Origin of the sequence: Salinicola endophyticus (assembly GCF_040536835.1) — a bacterium.
In the GTDB taxonomy this organism is placed as follows: Bacteria; Pseudomonadota; Gammaproteobacteria; order Pseudomonadales; family Halomonadaceae; genus Salinicola; species Salinicola endophyticus_A.
On the sequence record NZ_CP159578.1, the window covers coordinates 1,497,168 to 1,515,524 of the forward strand.

16 protein-coding genes and 4 tRNA genes are annotated in these 18,357 nt (G+C 65.8%); 9 read left to right on the plus strand and 11 right to left on the minus strand.

The genetic code is table 11. The features are described from left to right. Positions 1-241: 241 nt before the first annotated feature. From ABV408_RS06830 to ABV408_RS06860, 7 genes are all read right to left on the minus strand, one after another. The gene (locus tag ABV408_RS06830) at positions 242-541 is read right to left on the minus strand and encodes a hypothetical protein (RefSeq protein WP_353981709.1); all 300 of its coding nucleotides are present in this window, start codon (positions 539-541) and stop codon (positions 242-244) included. A gap of 234 nt (positions 542-775) precedes the next feature. After that, positions 776-862, minus strand: a tRNA-Leu gene (locus ABV408_RS06835). A 58-nt stretch (positions 863-920) separates the two neighbouring features. Then, positions 921-994: transfer RNA gene (locus ABV408_RS06840), tRNA-Cys, on the minus strand. A 118-nt stretch (positions 995-1,112) separates the two neighbouring features. Beyond that, positions 1,113-1,187 (minus strand) — tRNA-Gly (locus tag ABV408_RS06845). 64 nt (positions 1,188-1,251) lie between these two features. Beyond that, entirely contained in the window at positions 1,252-1,800 is a 549-nt protein-coding gene (gene pgsA / locus ABV408_RS06850) for a CDP-diacylglycerol--glycerol-3-phosphate 3-phosphatidyltransferase (protein ID WP_353981710.1), read from the minus strand. Positions 1,801-1,861: 61 nt separating this feature from the next. After that, a complete protein-coding gene (gene uvrC / locus ABV408_RS06855) occupies positions 1,862-3,703 on the minus strand; it encodes an excinuclease ABC subunit UvrC (protein ID WP_353981711.1) in 1,842 nt (613 codons plus the stop codon). 60 nt (positions 3,704-3,763) lie between these two features. Continuing rightward, complete coding sequence (locus ABV408_RS06860; RefSeq protein WP_353981713.1) at positions 3,764-4,408, minus strand: response regulator; 645 nt, start codon at positions 4,406-4,408, stop codon at positions 3,764-3,766. 301 nt (positions 4,409-4,709) lie between these two features. Here ABV408_RS06860 and ABV408_RS06865 point away from each other — a divergent pair. After that, positions 4,710-4,785: transfer RNA gene (locus tag ABV408_RS06865), tRNA-Ala, on the plus strand. 341 nt (positions 4,786-5,126) lie between these two features. Then, positions 5,127-5,384 (plus strand): hypothetical protein, encoded by a 258-nt coding sequence (locus ABV408_RS06870; RefSeq protein ID WP_353981714.1) that lies wholly within the window; start codon positions 5,127-5,129, stop codon positions 5,382-5,384. A 19-nt stretch (positions 5,385-5,403) separates the two neighbouring features. Here the strand turns inward: ABV408_RS06870 and ABV408_RS06875 are convergent, their stop codons facing one another. Next, positions 5,404-5,583, minus strand: coding sequence for a hypothetical protein (locus ABV408_RS06875; RefSeq protein WP_353981715.1), 180 nt, complete (start codon positions 5,581-5,583; stop codon positions 5,404-5,406). Positions 5,584-5,766: 183 nt separating this feature from the next. On the opposite strand from ABV408_RS06875, the gene ABV408_RS06880 reads away from it, so the two are divergent. Further along, positions 5,767-6,000 carry a hypothetical protein gene (locus tag ABV408_RS06880; RefSeq protein ID WP_353981716.1) on the plus strand — a complete coding sequence of 78 codons (234 nt, stop codon included), beginning with the start codon at positions 5,767-5,769 and terminating at the stop codon, positions 5,998-6,000. Between the two features lie 32 nt (positions 6,001-6,032). Here the strand turns inward: ABV408_RS06880 and ABV408_RS06885 are convergent, their stop codons facing one another. Then, entirely contained in the window at positions 6,033-6,266 is a 234-nt protein-coding gene (locus ABV408_RS06885; RefSeq protein WP_353981717.1) for a hypothetical protein, read from the minus strand. A 313-nt stretch (positions 6,267-6,579) separates the two neighbouring features. On the opposite strand from ABV408_RS06885, the gene ABV408_RS06890 reads away from it, so the two are divergent. The 4 genes from ABV408_RS06890 (at position 6,580) to trpC (ending at position 9,732) form a co-directional block, all read left to right on the plus strand. Further along, complete coding sequence (locus ABV408_RS06890; protein ID WP_353981718.1) at positions 6,580-6,951, plus strand: hypothetical protein; 372 nt, start codon at positions 6,580-6,582, stop codon at positions 6,949-6,951. Between the two features lie 260 nt (positions 6,952-7,211). Continuing rightward, positions 7,212-7,835: an aminodeoxychorismate/anthranilate synthase component II gene (locus ABV408_RS06895; RefSeq protein ID WP_353981719.1), complete on the plus strand. Its 624-nt coding sequence runs from the start codon at positions 7,212-7,214 to the stop codon at positions 7,833-7,835. Then, on the plus strand, positions 7,822-8,841 hold the full coding sequence (gene trpD, locus ABV408_RS06900) for an anthranilate phosphoribosyltransferase (RefSeq protein ID WP_353981720.1): 1,020 nt from the start codon (positions 7,822-7,824) through the stop codon (positions 8,839-8,841). The genes ABV408_RS06895 and trpD overlap by 14 nt, the downstream gene beginning before the upstream one ends. A 78-nt stretch (positions 8,842-8,919) precedes the next feature. Further along, positions 8,920-9,732, plus strand: a complete 813-nt coding sequence (trpC, locus tag ABV408_RS06905; RefSeq protein ID WP_353981721.1) for an indole-3-glycerol phosphate synthase TrpC — start codon at positions 8,920-8,922, stop codon at positions 9,730-9,732. A gap of 143 nt (positions 9,733-9,875) precedes the next feature. Here the strand turns inward: trpC and ABV408_RS06910 are convergent, their stop codons facing one another. Next, the gene (locus tag ABV408_RS06910; protein WP_353981722.1) at positions 9,876-11,675 is read right to left on the minus strand and encodes a sodium:proton antiporter; all 1,800 of its coding nucleotides are present in this window, start codon (positions 11,673-11,675) and stop codon (positions 9,876-9,878) included. 153 nt (positions 11,676-11,828) lie between these two features. Beyond that, positions 11,829-15,287, minus strand: a complete 3,459-nt coding sequence (locus ABV408_RS06915) for an FAD-binding and (Fe-S)-binding domain-containing protein (protein ID WP_353982203.1) — start codon at positions 15,285-15,287, stop codon at positions 11,829-11,831. Positions 15,288-15,526: 239 nt separating this feature from the next. Here ABV408_RS06915 and serS point away from each other — a divergent pair, with 239 nt between their 5' ends. Next, the gene (serS, locus tag ABV408_RS06920; protein ID WP_353981724.1) at positions 15,527-16,804 is read left to right on the plus strand and encodes a serine--tRNA ligase; all 1,278 of its coding nucleotides are present in this window, start codon (positions 15,527-15,529) and stop codon (positions 16,802-16,804) included. 339 nt (positions 16,805-17,143) lie between these two features. Continuing rightward, positions 17,144-18,340 carry a uroporphyrinogen-III C-methyltransferase gene (gene cobA, locus ABV408_RS06925; RefSeq protein WP_353981725.1) on the plus strand — a complete coding sequence of 399 codons (1,197 nt, stop codon included), beginning with the start codon at positions 17,144-17,146 and terminating at the stop codon, positions 18,338-18,340. The last annotated feature ends 17 nt before the right edge of the window (positions 18,341-18,357 follow it).

Genomic DNA, 18,357 nt, shown 5'->3' on the forward strand with positions numbered 1-18,357 from the left:
GGCTGGGTGAATCAGGTTGGCTGAGCCTGGCGGCTCGGTCTCGGCGGGGCATGTCGGCCCCGCCCGATGGCAGTGGCGCGCATTGTACGGAAGAACGTGCAGGGTTCCCAGCTCGTGGCTTCGACTGCGGTAAGCTGTGCATGCCCAGCCCCGCTCGCGAATCGACGTGGGATGACGGGTCGAGACACCGACGGCGGGCGTTGCTGGCCCGCCGGGGTGACACCGGCACTTCAGCAGAAGATCAGCAGAAGAAGAGTGGCATCGAAGTGCTGCCCGCGGACTGGCGATGGTTGCTCCAGGAGGCGGCGGCCATCATCGAGTGGTCCAGCTCGAGACGGTGCTTGAGCGTGCGGTTCTCCGCTGCCAGCGCCGCCAGCCGCGCCTCGGCAGTGTCTTGCCTGTCGAGCGCTTCACCAAGCAGGGCGTTGGAGGCCGACAGGCGTGTCTCCAGTATCCGCTTGGTACGCTGATGCGCCAGGCGCTCTTCGGCGATTGCGGCCTGGAGTGCCTCGAGTTCGGTCAGGTAGTTTTCTTTGTTCATGTAGTACTCCCCCGCGTCCTTGGGTGGTCCGCTAAGTATACCTCGGATTATATCGCGAGTTTTGCCGTTTGTGGGGGGAGTTCACAAAGGTTCACGTTCGCGGTGTGTCAGCGCCTGAGCGATAGGCGTCTGGGCTCAATCATCCAGAAGGAGAAGGGGGCTGCGTCCTGCCACTATGACTGGACTCTGTAGGCAACGTGCCTTGGTTCTGGGAAGGGGGGGCAAGCTGAGATATGGTGCCCGGAGCCGGGCTCGAACCGGCACGGTGTTGCCACCGAGGGATTTTAAGTCCCTTGCGTCTACCAATTTCGCCATCCGGGCCGACGACGTAGGGAGATACAGGAGGTCAACAAACCGAGGGGGTCTGAAGCTCGGGAAGTGGAGGCTGGAGTCGGAATCGAACCGGCGTACACGGAGTTGCAGTCCGCTGCATAACCACTCTGCCATCCAGCCTTACAGATTCGGAAGCGATGCGAATGTTCCGAAAAATCGAGTCATTGAGTGGGAAGGAGATCGATCGAACCGGCGTTCCGGCTACTACTCTCGATCCTACCGACAACTCTGCGAGTTATGGAGCGGGAAAGGAGATTCGAACTCCCGACCCTCGCCTTGGCAAGGCGATGCTCTACCACTGAGCTATTCCCGCTCAACTCGCCGACGCATTATAAGGATAAGTCCGTAACTGTCAAACGCTTATAGCATTTTTTTGCTCACATGGAGCGCGTCAGCTCGGGCCAGGCCGCGCGCAGATACTGCATCATCGACCACAACGTGAGCACGGCGGCGGCGTAGAGCAGCACCACGCCGAGAGCCGCAATGTGGGTGCCGGGGTGGAAGCCGAGCAGCAGCACCAATGCGATCATCTGCAGCGTGGTCTTGGACTTGCCGATCCAGGAGACCGCCACGCGCTTGCGCTGGCCGATCTCGGCCATCCACTCGCGCAGCGCCGAGATGACGATCTCGCGACCGATGATGACCAGTGCCGGCAGGGTCAGCCAGAAGACTTCGTAGCGCTCGATCAACAGGGCCAGGGCAACGCCGACCATCACCTTGTCGGCGACCGGGTCGAGGAAGGCGCCGAACGGCGTGCTCTGGTTCCAGCGCCGGGCCAGGTAGCCGTCCAGCCAGTCGGTGATCGCCGCCAGGCCGAACAGGCCGGCAGTCACCGGTAAACTCCAGCTGTAGGGCAGGTAGAACAGCACCACCAGCAGCGGTATGAACACGATTCTTGCCAGAGTGAGCATGTTGGGGATGTTCATCGAGCCGCTAGCATCCTTGCTTGAGGTGAAGGTGGGGGCATTTTACGCCGCTCGGCAACGCTCATCCATGTAGAGCCTGGTGAATGGTCGTCGCCATCTGTTCATTGATTCCCGGCACACGTGCCAGATCGTCGCGGGTGGCCTTGCGCACCCCCTGCAGACCGCCGAAGAAGCGTAGCAGCTCGCGGCGGCGTTTGGGGCCGACACCGGGAATGTCCTGCAGCGACGAAGTGCGGCGCTGCTTGTCTCGGCGTTGGCGGTGCCCGGTGATGGCGAAACGGTGGGCTTCGTCACGAATATGCTGGATCAGGTGCAGCGCCGGCGAGCTGGTGTCGAGATCGAGGGTGCGGTCGACGGTCTCGATGAACAGCGTCTCGAGCCCCGCCTTGCGGGTGGTGCCCTTGGCCACCCCGATCAGGGTTACGCCGATGACTTCGAGCTCGGCGATCACTTCCCGCGCCATGTTGAGCTGGCCCTTACCGCCGTCGACGATCAGGATGTCCGGCAGCTTGCCTTCGCCTTTCTGCAGCCGCTTGAAACGTCGTGTGAGCGCCTGGCGCATGGCGGCGTAGTCGTCGCCCGCGGCGACACCCTCGATATTGAAGCGGCGATAGTCCGACTTGACCGGGCCATCGCCGTCGAACACCACGCAGGAAGCGACCGTCGCCTCGCCGTGGCTGTGACTGATGTCGAAGCACTCCAGCCGGGCTGGGGGGCTCTCCAGCGAGAGCGCCTCACGCAGGGACTCGAAGCGCCGGCTGAGCTGGCTGCGGTTGGCCAGCTGCGTTGCCAGGTGCTGTTCGGCGTTGGTCAGCGCCAGGCGCTGCCACTGGGCGCGATGGCCGCGGACCTGGGCGGTGACACGCACGCGGCGTCCGGCGCGTTCGCTCAGCGCGCTCTGCACCAGCTCGCTGTCGGCCAGCGGGTGGGAGGTGATGACCTCCTGCGGAATCTCTTTCGACTGCCCCAGGTAGAACTGGCTGACGAACTCGCTGATGAGCTCTTCGGTGCCCAGATCGAGGCCGTTCTGGGGTTGGTGATGACGCGCGCCGAGCATGCGGCCCTGGCGGATCGCCAGCACGCTGATGCAGAGCCCCCCCGGCTGCTGAGCGAGGGCGAAGACATCGGCGTCGCCCTCGGCATTGTCGACGAACTGCTTTTCCTGCAGCCGTCGCAACTGCTGGATCTGATCGCGGAGTCGTGCGGCCTCTTCGAAATCGAGTGTCTGGCTCGCCTGTTCCATGGCCTCGGTCAACTGCTGGGTGACCTGTTCGCTGCGCCCCTCGAGACACATCACGGCGTGTTCGATGTCACGCTGGTAATCCGCCTGACTGATGTAGTCGACGCAGGGTGCGCTGCAGCGCTTGATCTGGTACTGCAGACAGGGCCGCTGGCGATGGGCGAAGACGCTGTCCTCGCAGTTGCGGATACGGAAGATCTTCTGCATCAGCGAGAGGCTCTCGCGCACCGCGGTGGCGCTGGGGTAGGGGCCCAGGTAGCGCCCGTCGGCACGCTTCTGGCGCGCGCGCTTGAACTCCAGCGCCGGATAGGGGTGGCGGTCGGTGACGAAGACGTAAGGGTAGGATTTGTCGTCGCGCAGCAGAATGTTGTAGGGCGGACGCAGCTCCTTGATCAGCGTCTGCTCGAGCAGCAGCGCTTCCGTCTCGCTGCGGGTGATGGTCACCTGGACGTCCTGGATGCGTGCCACCAGCGCCTGGGTCTTGGTATTCAGCGCGCCACGGAAGTAGCTGGCCAGGCGCGCCTTGAGACGCTTCGCCTTGCCGACGTAGAGCACGTTGGCCTGGGCGTCGAGCATGCGGTACACGCCGGGCGACTCGGAGACGGATTTGAGAAAGTGCTTGGCATCGAAGGGTGCCGGGGAATCGCTGGGGCTATCACTCATGCCGAGAGTATATCAAAAACCCGCCGGCGCACCGTGATTCGGGTGCCGGCCGGCGATGCTTCAATGCGTGTCGAAACCGTCGACCAGGCCGTGCTTGAGACCCAGGTGGGTGAGTTCGACGTCGGACTGAACCTTGAGCTTGTCGAAGATGCGATAGCGGTAGGTGTTGACCGTCTTGGAGCTGAGCCCGAGCTGCTGGGAGATCAGGCTGACGCGTTGGCAGTTGATGATCATCAGTGCGATCTGCAGCTCGCGGTGGGAGAGCTGGTCGAACGGATTGCCTTCGCCCTCGCGACGAGCCAGTACCACGCGCTGGGCGATATCGGGGCTGATGAAGCGCTCGCCGGCGGCGACCCGCCTGACCGCTTCGATCATCTGGTCGAGTGGCGTGCCCTTGCTGATGAATCCTGCCACGCCGGCATCGATCAGACGCTGTGCCGTGGTTTCCTCGACCTGGCCGGTCAGTACCACGATGCTGACCTGGGGCTGTTCACGGAGGAGCTTGAGGATCGCCTCGAGCCCGCCCATGCCGGGCATGCGAATATCCATCAGTGCGATGTCGGGGAGCCGGTTACGGCAGGCACTCAGCGCCGCTTCGCCGCTATCGACCTCAGCGACGATCTCGATGTCGGACTCCTCGTCCAGTACGCGGGCGATACTGGTGCGAACCAGATGATGATCATCGGCTAGCAATACCTTGATCAAGACGACTCCTGCCCTCTGCCCTCACGTATCGGCCGGATCAGCGACCGCCTGGGTGCTGCCGGTATATCCGTAGCGGGAGCGTCGACCAACCCTGGTCGATCACGCCCCACGCCTGTTGCGTCCGCATGTTAACAGACACGATGCGCCGAGTTGACAAGAATCTTGCCACCGGCAAACCCGCGCGGTGCGTGTTGGCGAGGGAGTGCGGTGAGAGCGCTGCTTGGCACTAAATCGACGAAAAACGTTGACAGTCTTCGCATTCGTCCGTAAATTACGCCGCGTTCCTTGGCGAACACGGTACGGGGCCTTAGCTCAGCTGGGAGAGCGCAACACTGGCAGTGTTGAGGTCAGCGGTTCGATCCCGCTAGGCTCCACCAATCTTTATCCTGGAAGAAGCCGCCTGGCGCACTTTGTGCCGGCGGCTTTTTTCATGCCTGCAAACTGTTCTGTTCATGGCCCTCGTTCACAAACTGCTAGCGTGGAGCAGCTCCGGTGTCGGCATGCGCATGTCGGTGGCTGTGCTGTCGTGATGCCCGTTTCGCCCGGGCCGAGACGCCCGATCAGCGACCAAGGTCGCATGGTGGTGGCAAATTTTTTGTACAAGTATTTATGACGTGTACAGCTTTTATGCAGGGTTGGTTCTGCATTTTAGTGACCATCTGGCCAGGGAGGCGGTATGCGATACACAGAACTTGTACAGCTTCTCGGTGAAGGTCGCGTGACCGAGCTCCAGGTGGAGTCGCTCGATTCGCAGACGTTCTCCTATCGGGTGGTCATGGGGGAGTGTGCCGAGGTGCTCGAGGGGGAAGATGGGCAGCCCGTGCGCCTGCGCTCGCTGGGGCACGCGAGGCAGTACTTGCCGCCGCGAGGAGGTGTCGAGGTGCCACTCTTTCTGGTGACGCAGCCGCCTGGCAGCACGATCGTCGGCTCGCAGGTCTATGCCACGTCGCACAAGACGCGCCTGGGTCAGAGCTGAAGCGGTGCCGGTTCGGGTGTCAATGCTGGCGCTGGTTCAGCTTCTCCGCCAGTTTACGTGCCGCTTCCTGACCCGCGTGGTGACTGATGATGCCGGGGGCGCCATCGCCTTCCCGGGTGGGTGCGGTATCTACCACGATCCACTCCGCACCGGCGCCATCGTTGGAGGGGGTGAGGGGTCTGGCCACAAAACGTGTCATCGCGCGCTACTCCGTGCAGTTCGGCGAGGTTGTGCACCCGGTCACTGGTGCCGCCTCACTTGCAGCCTAGCCGATAATCGGGGAGCGGAGATACCCCGACCATCGGTAGTGGATTCGGGTTACGCAGGTGTGACACAGAGCCGCTAAACTTGACATGATGTCACCGAAAAGAAGGAGTGGATCATGTGTGCAGAGACTACCCAGTGCCCGCGCTGCGGCCACGATCAGACTGACGCACCGGCCAATGCCGGGGGCGTCGAGCGGTGTCCGCAGTGCGACGCCAAGCGTGACGCGCATTCGCCCACGGCGCAGGAATTACTGGAGCGTGAAGAGGCTTACGTCAGCCACGCCATCGACGAGACGATCGAGCGTGAGCTCTCCCGCCACCACGACGAGCACGGGAAGCCCAGGCGGTGAGTCCTGCTCTTAGTGGCCGATGCGGCCGCGTATCAGTGGTCGTCGGCGCGGGGTCTGCCCTGGGGCCCGACGGGGCGACTCAGGGCGATTTCGATGGCCCGCTCGCGGGTGATTCCTCGCGCCATCAAGGTCCTGATGCGCGTCTTGAGGGTGCTCAGGGGAATACCCGACTGGCGCGACAGGGAGTTGAGGCTATCGGCGCGCAGCACTCTCTGCTCGCGTCGCTTCATCAGGGGAGTTTCCTTTCCCCGTTTGGTCAATTTCATGCAGCTCTCCACGATCGTTGGCATTATCCACGCGATCGCTCGTGACAAGCAGTATGACGTTCGATGCCGAGATACCTTCCATGAATCCGCCGACCCTACACTAAGTTTCATGAAGCTGTCGCCTACGCCGCGCGGCAATCATGGCCATAAATGGCCCTGGCTGGTCGTACTATTCGGTCCTTTGGTGGCCTGGCTCGCGGTCACAATGCCGCTGTGGCGGTGGCGCGCGTGGTTTGCTCTCCAGGCGCAACGGGTTAAGCGGGGCGCAATGGGCAAGAGGGCGAACGATGGCGAGGGCTAGACGAGAAAACAGATGCCGATGAACGAGCGTATCTTCGATGTCGCGATTCGTCCCCGGGCCGGTGATGCGCGGTGGGAGGCCTTCGCGCCGGCGCTGCCGGCACTTCTTGCGGTGGGGGAGAGCGACCTCGACGCTGCTGCTCGGCTGGCCGAGACGATCGTGCCGCATCTGGCCGCGCGCCTGCAGCAGGGGCTGGCCATTCCGGAGCAGCCCCGCGCCGGCGTCTACTTGCAGGATCATGGTCTGGTGCTGTGGCAGTTCCTGTGCGTGCGCCTGGGTCCGCTCAAGGCAGGGCAGTGTGCCGTCGAGGTGATCTTTCCCGATATCGAGACGCTGTTCGACGTCGAGGTCGCGGGGGGCGATGAGTCGCTGCTCGACGTTTGAGCGCGGCCGCTTGACAGCTATCGTCACCAAACGCAGACTGGCGACATGAAGATTCCGACGTACAGACCGATCCAGTGGTGGTGGCGCCTTTGATTCAAGGGCGGCCTGCTGACGTCTGTAGAAGATGCCGCCCCACGGGGCGGCATTTTTTCGTTTGAGCGATGGCTCCGTGAGGCTGGCACAGACCCGGACCTAGCCCGGCTGGGGCAGGGAACCACAGTCATGACGCGATCACGTATGAACATCAGGAGCTTATTGCCATGCCAGTCCTCATGATCGATAACTACGACAGTTTTACCTTCAATATCGTCCAGTATCTGGGCGAATTGGGGGCCGATGTCGTCACCCTGCGCAATGACGAGATAGACTTGGCCGGGCTCGAACGCCATGCGCCCTCGCACCTTGTCGTCTCGCCCGGCCCCTGCACGCCCAACGAGGCGGGGATTTCGATGGCCGCCATTCGTCATTTCGCCGGGCGTATCCCGATTCTCGGCGTCTGTCTGGGGCATCAGGCGATTGGTCAGGTCTATGGCGGCCAGGTGATTCGTGCGCCGCAGGTGATGCATGGCAAGACCTCACGTATCCGTCACGCCGGCCAGGGCGTTTTCGCCGGTCTCGAGGATCCGCTGGAGGTGACGCGCTACCACTCTCTGGTGGTGGACGCTGCGACCCTGCCGGAGTGCCTGGAAGTGACCGCCTATACCGACGAGAGCGACGTCACGCCGGGGCTGATCATGGGGCTCCGACACCGTACCCTGGACATCGAGGGCGTGCAGTTCCACCCCGAGTCGATCCTGTCGCGCCAGGGCCACGAGCTGCTGGACAATTTCCTCAAGCGCCAAACCGCGTCGCAACCGCAGGGAGAGACACATGCAAATGCGTGAGGCGATCGGAGCGCTGCTGCGCCACGAGAATCTGAGCTACGACCATACCCACGCGATCATGCAGACGATCATGACCGGCGAGGCCACCGATGCCCAGATCGCCGGCTTTCTGATCGCATTGGCGATGAAGGGCGAGACCGCCGAGGAGATCACCGCTGCGGCGCAGGTCATGCGTGAGCTGATGCAGCCGGTGGTGCTCGAGTGTGACAACGTGGTCGATATCGTCGGCACCGGGGGCGATGGTGCCAACCTGTTCAATGTCTCCACGGCATCGAGCTTCGTCGTCGCTGCCGCCGGTGGGCACGTGGCCAAGCATGGCAATCGCGGTGTTTCGTCGTCGGCGGGCAGCGCTGATCTGTTCGATGTCGCTGGCATCTATCTCGACCTGGATGCCGCCACGATCGCGCGCTGTATCGAACAGGTCGGTGTCGGCTTCATGTTCGCGCCGCGCCACCATCAGGCGATGCGCCACGCCATCGGCCCGCGTCGTGAGATGGGCGTGCGCACGGTGTTCAATATCCTGGGGCCGCTGACCAACCCCGCCGGCGCGCCCAACCAGCTGCTCGGCGTCTATGCGCCGCATCTGGTGCCGCTGGTGGCGGAGTCGCTGCGCAAGCTCGGCAGTCGCCATGTGCTGGTGGTGCACGCCGAGGATGGTCTCGACGAGATCTCGCTGGCGGCGCCGACCCGGGTGGCTGAGCTGCGTGACGGTGAAATTCGCGAGTACACGCTGACCCCCGAGTCGCTGGGCATCGAACGCCAGGCGCTGGCGCCACTCAAGGTAGTGACCGCCGAAGATAGCCTCAAGCTGGTCAAGGAGGCGCTGGTCGGCAAGGGCGCGGCGGGTGATATCGTGGCGTTGAATGCCGGCGCTGCGCTCTATGCGTCGGGTGTCTCCGATTCGCTGCAGGAGGGGGTGCTGATGGCGCAGGATGCCCAGGCCTCCAAGCTGCCGCTGGAGAAGCTCAAGGAGCTGGCCGACTTCACGCGGGTCTTCGCTGACTGATCCTGGCTGGGTGGCACGTTTCACCTCGACATCCATTCACCCCGATATCCCTTCATCCCGACACCGAGAGCTCCGCGCATGAGTGAATCACAGGACAAGGCGTTGCCGACCATTCTGGCCAAGATTCTGGCGCGCAAGCGCGAGGAAATCAGCGAGCGCCGCCCGCGCACCAGCGAGCAGGCGTGGCTGCAGCGCGCTCAGGCGCAGAGCGCGCCGCGGGGCTTCGTCGCCGCGCTCAGGCGCTGCATCGAGGGAGGCGACCCGGCGGTGATCGCCGAGATCAAGAAGGCATCGCCCTCGAAGGGCGTGATCCGCGAGGATTTCCGCCCGGCCGAGATCGCCGCCGACTATGCCGCCGCCGGCGCCAGCTGCCTGTCGGTGCTGACCGATGCCGACTACTTCCAGGGCGATGAGTCCTACTTGATCGCTGCGCGCGAGGCCTGCGCGCTGCCGGTGATCCGCAAGGACTTCATCATCGATGGCTATCAGATTGCCGAAGCGCGCGGCATCGGTGCCGACTGCATTCTGCTGATCGTGGCAGCGCTGGATGACGTCCAGCTCAAGGACCTCTACCGCCAGGCGCGGGAGCTGGGGATGGACGTGCTGGTCGAGGTCCACGATGTGTTCGAGCTGGAGCGCGCGCTGACGCTCGATCTGCCGCTGGTGGGTATCAACAACCGCGACCTGCACACCTTCGCCACGTCGCTGGATACCACCTTCGAGCTGCTCAAGCGGGTGCCGGCTGGGGTGACCGTGGTCACCGAGTCGGGCATCCATACCCGCGACGACGTCGAACGCATGCGCGAGTACGACGTCAACGCCTTCCTGGTCGGCGAGGCGTTCATGCGTGAAGCCGAGCCGGGCAGCGCGCTGCGCCGTCTGTTCTTCTGAGCCCGCCGCTCGAGCGCCCCGGCAGGCAACGCCTGCCCTGAACGACGAACACCGCCCTCGAGGCGGTGTTCGTCGTTCAGGGTCTATTTCCGTCATTCAAAGGCGCTGTTCGCGGCGTCTCAGAGCGCTGGTCAGAGCTCTGGTCAGAACTCCGGCGAGTCGGGGAAGATCAGGCTGATCAGGGTGTCTCCCGCCTTGGGCATCAGTGGCTTCTCCGCGGTCGCGGTGCGGATACGGCCGTTGGCGGAGAGGGTGAACAGGGTCAGCAGGCGATCCTGATGGATGCGCCGATAGTCCTCGATGTCGAAGTTCTCGCTGATCTTGGCCTGGCGCAACACCGCGCCCTGGCCGATCAGGCTCGACAGCCGGGTGAAGCTGGTGTTGCCGTCGAACAGCAGCGGCAGATGAGCGAGGGCCTGCTGGTGGTGGCGCTTGGCGCTGCGGCTGGACTCCACGGCCAGGCGGAATACCTTGCCGTGCCCGAGGATGTGCTCGAAGTGCAGTGCGGCGAGATTGTTCAGCTCGCGGTAGGGCGACAGCGGTAGCAGATGGCCGATACCGGTGAGCTCCAGATGCTGGGCGGCGTGCTCCGACAGTGGGTTGCCGTAGTAGGTGGGCAGGTTGGCCATGCGGGCTTCCTGCACCGCATCCCAGTTGTGGTCGCACAGGCGGACCACGAAGCCGGCCTCCTGCAGTACCTGGCCGAAGGCGCGGGCAACCGGGTTGGCGCCGATGATCAGAAAGCCCGACGGTGTCGGTTCGCTGACCCGCAGCAGGCGTGCCAGGGGGCGCGAGAAGAGGCTTTGCACCACCACCGTGCTGATGATCACCAGGAAGGTCACCGGCACCAGCAGCTCGGCCCCCGGCACCTCCAGCGTCTCCAGGCGGATGGCGAACAGCGAGGCCACCGCCGCGGCGACGATGCCGCGCGGCGAAAGCCAGGCCAGCAGCGCCTTCTCGCGCCAGTTGAGCGAACTACCCAGGGTGCACAGCCACACCGTCAGCGGCCGCGCGACCCACACCAGAATGGCGAGGAAGGCCCACGCCTCCCACGACAGCAGACCCAGCTGTTCCAGACTCAGGCGTGCCGCGAGCAGGATGAACAGGCCCGAGATCAAGAGGATCGACAGCGTCTCCTTGAACTCCAGAATCGGCTGGGTCGGTACCCCGCGCATGTTGGCCATCCACACGCCCATCACCGTCACCGTGAGCAGCCCCGACTCATGGAAAAGCAGGTTGGAGAGCGTGAACAGGGTGAGCATGACCATCAGCGTGCCGAAGCTGTGCAGCCGCTGCGGCAGCCAGTGGTGGCGCAGCACGCTGCCCCAGAGATAGCCTCCGGCGATACCTAGACCGAAGCCGATCACCGCGGTCTGGGCAAAGCTGATCAGGGTATGGGTGGCGGCGCCGTTGGAGGCGCCCAGCGCCACGAACTCATAGACCAGAACCGCGCCGATGGCGCCGATCGGGTCGATCAGGATCCCCTCCCAGCGCAGGATCTGGCTGACGTGCTCGCGGGCGCGCAGGGTCTGCAGCAGCGGCAGTACCACGGTGGGGCCGGTGACCACCAGCAGCGCGCCGAGCACGCTGGACATCTCCCACGATAGCCCCAGCACCAGGTGTGCCGCAGCGATCCCGATCAGCGCGGTGATCAGTGCGCCCCAGGTGACCAGTCGGCTGACCGTGCGTCCGTGGCCGCGCAGTTCGCGGAAGTCGAGCGTCAGGCTGCCCTCGAACAGGATCACCGCCACCGCCAGTGAGACCAGCGGGAACAGCAGATCGCCCAACACGGCGTCCGGCTGCAGCCAACCGGTGATGGGGCCGACGAGCACGCCGCCGAGCAGCAACGGCAGGATGGCGGGCAGGCGCAACTGCCATGCCAGCCACTGACAGATCAGTGCCAGCAGACCGATGCCGGTCAGGGCAAGGGCAGCGTTTTCCATGGCCAGGCTCTCCGAGGCGATTCCAGTGGCGGTTCGAAAGGCGCGCAGACTAGCGGCGCCGAGGCGGCGATGCAATGCCTGCGACACCGCTGCGTGCGGGTCGCAGAGCATAGGCCATGTGGCGTCGTCTTGCGCGGTGGGCCTTGGTGCGTCTCAGCTCGTCTGGTCGCGGCGGCGGGCGATCTGCAGCAGTGCCTGGAGCGGATGCAGCAGCTGGCGTTGCGACAGACGCTTGGCCTGGCTGCGGCAGGAGTAGCCGGTAGCCAGCAGCGGGCCGGCGGTGTCGTCTTCTACCGGTTCGCGCCAGGAGAGGTCGTAGATCGCCTCCGAGGTGGCGCGATTGCGCGCTTCGTGACCGTAGGTGCCGGACATGCCGCAGCAGCCGCTGGCGACGTTTTCCAGGGCGAGCCCGAAGTGGGCGAAGAGCTGCTGCCACGCCTTGGGGCTGCCCGGGGCGTTGGTCTTCTCGGTGCAGTGCGACAGCAGCCGATAGCCGGGGTCGGCGTCATCGACCGTCCGGCCCTGCCAGCGCGCCGGCAGCAGCGACGGGCCGCGGGCGAGCAGCCACTCCTGCAGCAGCAGCACCTCGGGCACCGCCGCCGGCCCCAGCAGCTTCACGTACTCCTGGCGATAGGTCAGGGTCATCGCCGGGTCGATCCCCACCAGCGGTACACCGAACTCGGCCAGGGTCTTGAGCCGCGCGGCCTGCCGGGCCGCCACCCGCTGGAAGCGGCCGATGAAGCCCTGCACGTGCAGCGGCTTGCCGTTGGGCTGGAAGGGGGCGACGAAGACGCGCAGACCCAGCCGCGTGAGCAGTTCGATGATGTCGAGCACCAGCTGCGACTCGAAGTGACTGGTGAAGGCGTCCTGCACCAGCACGACGCTGCGGGCACGCTCCTCGGGCATCAGCTGGGCCAGGCTGGTGGGCGTGGCCTCGACCACGCCCCAGGCGCGTAGCACCTTCTTGAGATGGGTGCGCGAGAGACGCGGGCTGTCGACCATGCCCAGGGTGCGGGTCAGCAGGCGGTCGATCAGGCGGTTGTCGAGCAGCGCATTGTAGAGCGGTGCCACCCGCGGCAGATGGGGCACCACGAACTCGAGACCGCCGATCACGTAGTCGCGCAGCGGCCGCGCATAGCGGCTGTGGTAGCTCTCCAGAAAGCGCGAGCGGAAGTCGGGTACGTCGACCTTGATCGGACACTGGCCGGCGCACGATTTACACGCCAGGCAGCCGGCCATGGCGTCATACACCTGATGCGAGAAGTCCGCCTCGCCGCGGCGTCGGGCCAACCCGCGGCGGAGCTTGCCGGGCTGGTCGCGCAGCCACGCCAGAGTGCCTTCCTGGCGGGTGCGTCGGGAGAGTTCGACCACGTCGACCCCGGCGTTGCCCTGGCGCCTGAGCCACTCGCGCATCAGACTGGCGCGCCCTTTGGGCGAGTGCACGCGGTCGCGGGTCGCCTTCCACGATGGGCACATGGCGTCCGCGGGATCGTAGTTGTAGCAGGCGCCGTTACCGTTGCAGTAGACCGCACTGGCATTCTCCTGCCACACGCGCTCGTCGATCTGGCGGTCCAGCTCGCCGCGGGTGGGTACGCCATCCACCGTCAGCAGGCCGGGGTCGACCTCGATTGCCGCCCGCTCGCCGGTTTTGCCGCGTGTGCCGGCGTCTTCCTCCTCGGCGCGGACCGAAATCGCGTTTCCGGCGTCGTCGGGCCGGCTGGCAGACGACGGATTCGCGTCGCCGGCGTCTTCGGGCCGGATGGCAGACGGGGTTGCGTTTCCGGCGTCTTCGGGGCGGATGGCAGACGGGGTTGCGTTTCCGGCGTCTTCGGGGCGGATGGCAGACGGGGTTGCGTTTTCGGCGTTGTCGGGCCGGATGGCAGACGGGGTTGCGTTTCCGGCGTTGTCGGGCCGGATGGCAGACGGGGTTGCGTTTCCGGCGTCTTCGGGCCGGATAGACAGCGGCGTGGCGATCTTGCCCGGGTTGAACTGGTTGTACGGATCGAAGGCGGCCTTGATTCGTTGCAGCGCCGGATAGAGCTCACCGAAGAAGCGCGGCGAGTACTCCGAGCGGACCCCCTTGCCATGCTCACCCCACAGCAGGCCGCCGTAACGCTGGGTCAGTGCGGCCACGGCGTCGGAGAGTTCGCGGATCAGGCGCGCCTGGGCCGGGTCCTTCATATCGATCGCCGGGCGCACGTGGAGCACGCCGGCGTCGACGTGACCGAACATGCCGTAGTCGAGGTCATGGGCGTCGAGCAGGGCGCGGAACTCGGCGATATAGTCGGCGAGCCGCTCCGGCGGCACCGCGGTGTCCTCGACGAAGGGGATCGGGCGGCGCTCGCCCTTGACGTTGCCGAGCAGGCCCACCGCACGCTTGCGCATGGCATAGACGCGCGCGATCTGGGCGCGACCCTCGGCCAGGGTATAACCGAGACGCTCGACGCTGGTATCCGCGCCGAGGTGGTCGACGAACGCCCGCACGCGCTCGGCCAGACGGTCGGGGTCGTCGTCGTTGAACTCGACCAGATTGATGCCACGGATCGGCGTGCCCTCGGCGTCAGCGGGGAAGAACTCGGCCACGCTGTCCCAGACGAAGTCGTCCATCGCCAGCATCAGCACCTTGTCGTCGACCGTCTCGATCGAGGTCGGCCGCAGCGGCTGCGGCTGATCCGGCAACGCGACGTTCATCAGCGCCTTGGCGTCGCGCAGGGCGTCCATGAAGCCGGCGTAGCGCACGTTGACCAGGGTCGAATGCGCGGGCAGCGGCAGCACGTTGAGGGTCGCCTCGTTGAGCAGGGCAAGCGTGCCCTCGGCGCCGCACAGCAGGCTGTTGAGGTCGCAGCGCCCCTCGGCATCGATCAGATGGGCGAGGTCGTAGCCGGTGAGGCAGCGGTTCAGCGGCGGAAACTTGGCTGCGATCAGCTCGGCCTGCTCGGTGGCCACCGCCTGGGCTTCACGGTGGACACGACCGACCGCGTCGTCGCGGGCGCAGGCGGTGGCGAGTGCCTCTTCCGCCAGCGGCTGGCTGTGCAGGCGCGTGCCGCCATGCAGGACGACGTCGAGCTCGAGCACGTGATCGCGGGTCTTGCCGTACTCGCAGCTGCCCTGGCCGCTGGCGTCGGTGGAGATCATGCCGCCGATGGTGGCGCGGTTGGAGGTCGAGAGCTCCGGGGCGAAGAACAGCCCGTGAGGCTTGAGCGCGGCGTTGAGCTGATCCTTGACCACCCCGGCCTGAACGCGCACGCGGCGACGCTCGACGTCGATCTCCAGAATCCGATTCATGTGGCGGGAGAGATCCACCACCAGACCGTCGGTCAGCGACTGGCCGTTGGTACCGGTGCCGCCGCCGCGGGGGGCGAGCACGATGCTACGGTGCTCGTCGCGGGCGATCAGCCGCGCGATGCGCTCGAGGTCTTCGGCGTCGCGGGGGTAGAGCACCGCCTGCGGCAGGCGCTGGTAGATCGAGTTGTCGGTGGCCAGCACGCTGCGGTCGGCCAGCTCCGGTGCGATCTCGCCGCTGAAGCCAGCTTGCTCTAGGTCGTCGAGGAAGCGGCGGTAGTGCGCGTTCAGGGCCGAGGCGTCGCCGGCCGGGTCAAGGCGTTCGATCATCATGGTCATCAAGCTGTCACGGCGGCCGGCGGGCGGCACACGCTATCTATTCGGAGATTCGCGCCTTGGCGAGCGCGAGTCGCATCATGGCTCGGGCGCCACGGCCTCGCGGCGGCGAGGGGTCATGGTGCCGGTCGGGGCTTTTCCTTACAATAAACGATCGCTCAGGCGAGGCGGGTGCCCATGGGGCCACACGTGTCGTGCTGACCCTCGAAGACGTCAATCAACGGAACGCCACCATGCTCGATCCCAAGCTGTTGCGGAGTGATCCGCAGTTCGTCGCTCAACGTCTGGCCCTGCGCGGCTTCACGCTCGATACCGCGTCGCTCGAGTCGCTCGAGTCCCGGCGCCGCGAACTGCAGACCGCAACCGAGCAGCTGCAGAACGAGCGTAACGTGCGCTCCAAGGCGATCGGCAAGGCCAAGGCGGCGGGCGAGGATATCCAGCCGCTGCTCGACGAGGTCGGCCAGCTCGGCGACGAGCTCGACCGCGCCAAGACCCAGCTGGCCGAGGTGCAGAGCGAGTGGGATGCGCTGATCGCGGGGCTGCCCAACCTGCCGCACGCTAGCGTACCCGAAGGCGCCGACGAAGACGACAACGTCGAGCTGCACCGCTGGGGCACGCCGCGGGCCTTCGATTTCGAGGTGCGCGATCACGTCGACCTGGGCGCACGTTTCGGCTATCTCGACTTCGAGCTGGCGACCAAGCTCACGGGCTCGCGGTTCGCCGTGATGCGCGGGCCGATCGCGCGTCTGCACCGGGCGCTTTCACAGTTCATGCTCGACAAGCAGACCCTCGAGCACGGCTACGAAGAGTGCTACGTGCCCTACATGGTCAACGCCGATTCGCTGATGGGCACCGGCCAGTTGCCCAAGTTCGGCGAGGATCTGTTCCGCCTCGAGGATAGCGGTTACCACCTGATCCCGACCGCCGAGGTGCCGCTGACCAACTTCGTGCGTGACGAGATTCTCGACCACACCCAGCTGCCGCTCAAGCTCACCGCCCATACCCCCTGTTTCCGCAGCGAAGCCGGTGCCTATGGCCGGGATACCCGCGGCATGATCCGCCAGCACCAGTTCGACAAGGTCGAGATGGTCCAGGTGGTCGATCCCGAGACCAGCTACGACGCGCTGGAGACCATGCGCGGCCACGCCGAAGCGATCCTGCAGGCGCTGGCGCTGCCCTACCGGGTGGTCACCCTGTGTGCCGGCGACATGGGCTTTGGCGCGACCAAGACCTACGACCTCGAGGTGTGGCTGCCGAGCCAGGAGACCTACCGCGAGATCTCCTCGGTCTCCAACTGCGAGGACTTCCAGGCCCGGCGCATGCAGGCGCGCTTCCGTCATCCGCAGCAGAAGAAGCCACAGCTGGTGCACACCCTCAACGGCTCGGGGCTGGCGGTGGGGCGCTGCCTGTTGGCGGTGATGGAGAACTACCAGAACGCCGACGGCAGCATCGATGTGCCCGAGGTGCTCCGCCCGTACCTTGGCGGCATCGCACAGATCAACGCCGAGTGACGACTCGATACCGCCCGTGATCGCCTGCCCCGGCAGGCGCCGCGGGGCAGGCGGCTGGGCGGGTTGCAGGGCCATGGTTCCTGGGTTCCGGCCCGGGGACGCTGGCGGTCGGTGACTGGCCGCCGCTTGCCACGTGGATCGTCGGCGATGATATGGCAAGTTGGTTATAACGCTACAAGAAAGCGTTCCTTCGGGATCCTTCGAGGCACCCCTAGAATTTGGCTATAAGCATTGGGGTCAAATGGTGTGTCCGGTTCTAAGGCGCTGCGGCGCCGGCTGAACGGAGCCGCGCCGACCCCGGCCATCCTGGCCCGGCTCCACTCGACCCGACGGTGATTCGTGACGCCCTCTCTGACGCTCCAGTTAGATCCCTCCCAGTTGACGCTACGCCTGATCGGTGGCGGCAGCGAGGCGCTCGCACTCGCCCGCCAGGTGGCCGGCAGCGGCGTGGGCCTGACGCTGCACGCCGCCGCGCCGATGCCGGCGTTGGCCGCGCTGTGCGCGCAGCAGGATTGGTCTCACGCGGCGGCGGTGCCGGCACCGGCGGCGGGAGAGCTGTGGCTGATCGCCTCCGGCGAGCATGCCCTGGATCGTCAGCTCGCCGAGGCGGCACGGGCGGCCGGGGCGCTGGTCCACGTGCGTGGCTGGCCGGCGCTCTCCAGTGCGCGGCTGCCGCCGCGCATCGATGTCGACGCCGTCGCCGAGCATCGGGCGGACGTGCCCTGGGGGCGCGGTCGGGTGGCGCTGGTGGGGGCGGGTCCGGGTGACCCGGAGCTTCTGACCCTGCGCGCGCTCAAGCGTCTGCAGCGCGCCAGCGTGATCGTCCACGATCGGCTGGTGAGCCAGGAGATTCTGGCGCTGGCCAACCCCGAGGCGCGGCGCTTCTACGTGGGCAAGGCGCGTTCGCGGCACAGCGTGCCCCAGGAGGGGATCAATCAAGCGCTGGTCGAGTGGGCGCAGGCGGGGCACGAGGTGGTGCGTCTCAAGGGGGGCGATCCGTTCATCTTCGGTCGCGGCGGCGAGGAACTCGAGACGCTGGCCGAGGCCGGGATCGACTTCGAGGTGGTGCCCGGCATCACCGCGGCTTCGGGCTGTGCCGCCTACGCCGGCATTCCGCTGACCCACCGCGACCATGCCCAGTCGGTGCGCTTCGTCACCGGCCATCTCAAGAACGGCAGCTGCGATCTCGACTGGCCGGCGCTGGCCCGCGGTGATCAGACACTGGTGTTCTACATGGGCCTGGGCGCCCTCGATCTGATCCGCCATCAGCTCATCGCCCACGGTCTCGACGCCCAGACCCCGTTGGCGCTGGTCGAGCAGGGCACCACTGCCAGCCAGCGCGTGCACCTGGGCACTCTGCATAGCCTGCCGGTGAGCCTCGCCGACGACCCGCCGCGCCCGCCGACGCTGATCGTGATCGGCAGCGTGGTCACGCTGGCGTCGCGCCTCGCCTGGTTCCAGCCCACCGCCAGCGGTGCCCTGGGTTGGGTCGAGGGCAAGCATCCGACACCGCTCTCCCGCGCGGACAGCGCCTGAGAGCGTATTCACAAAAT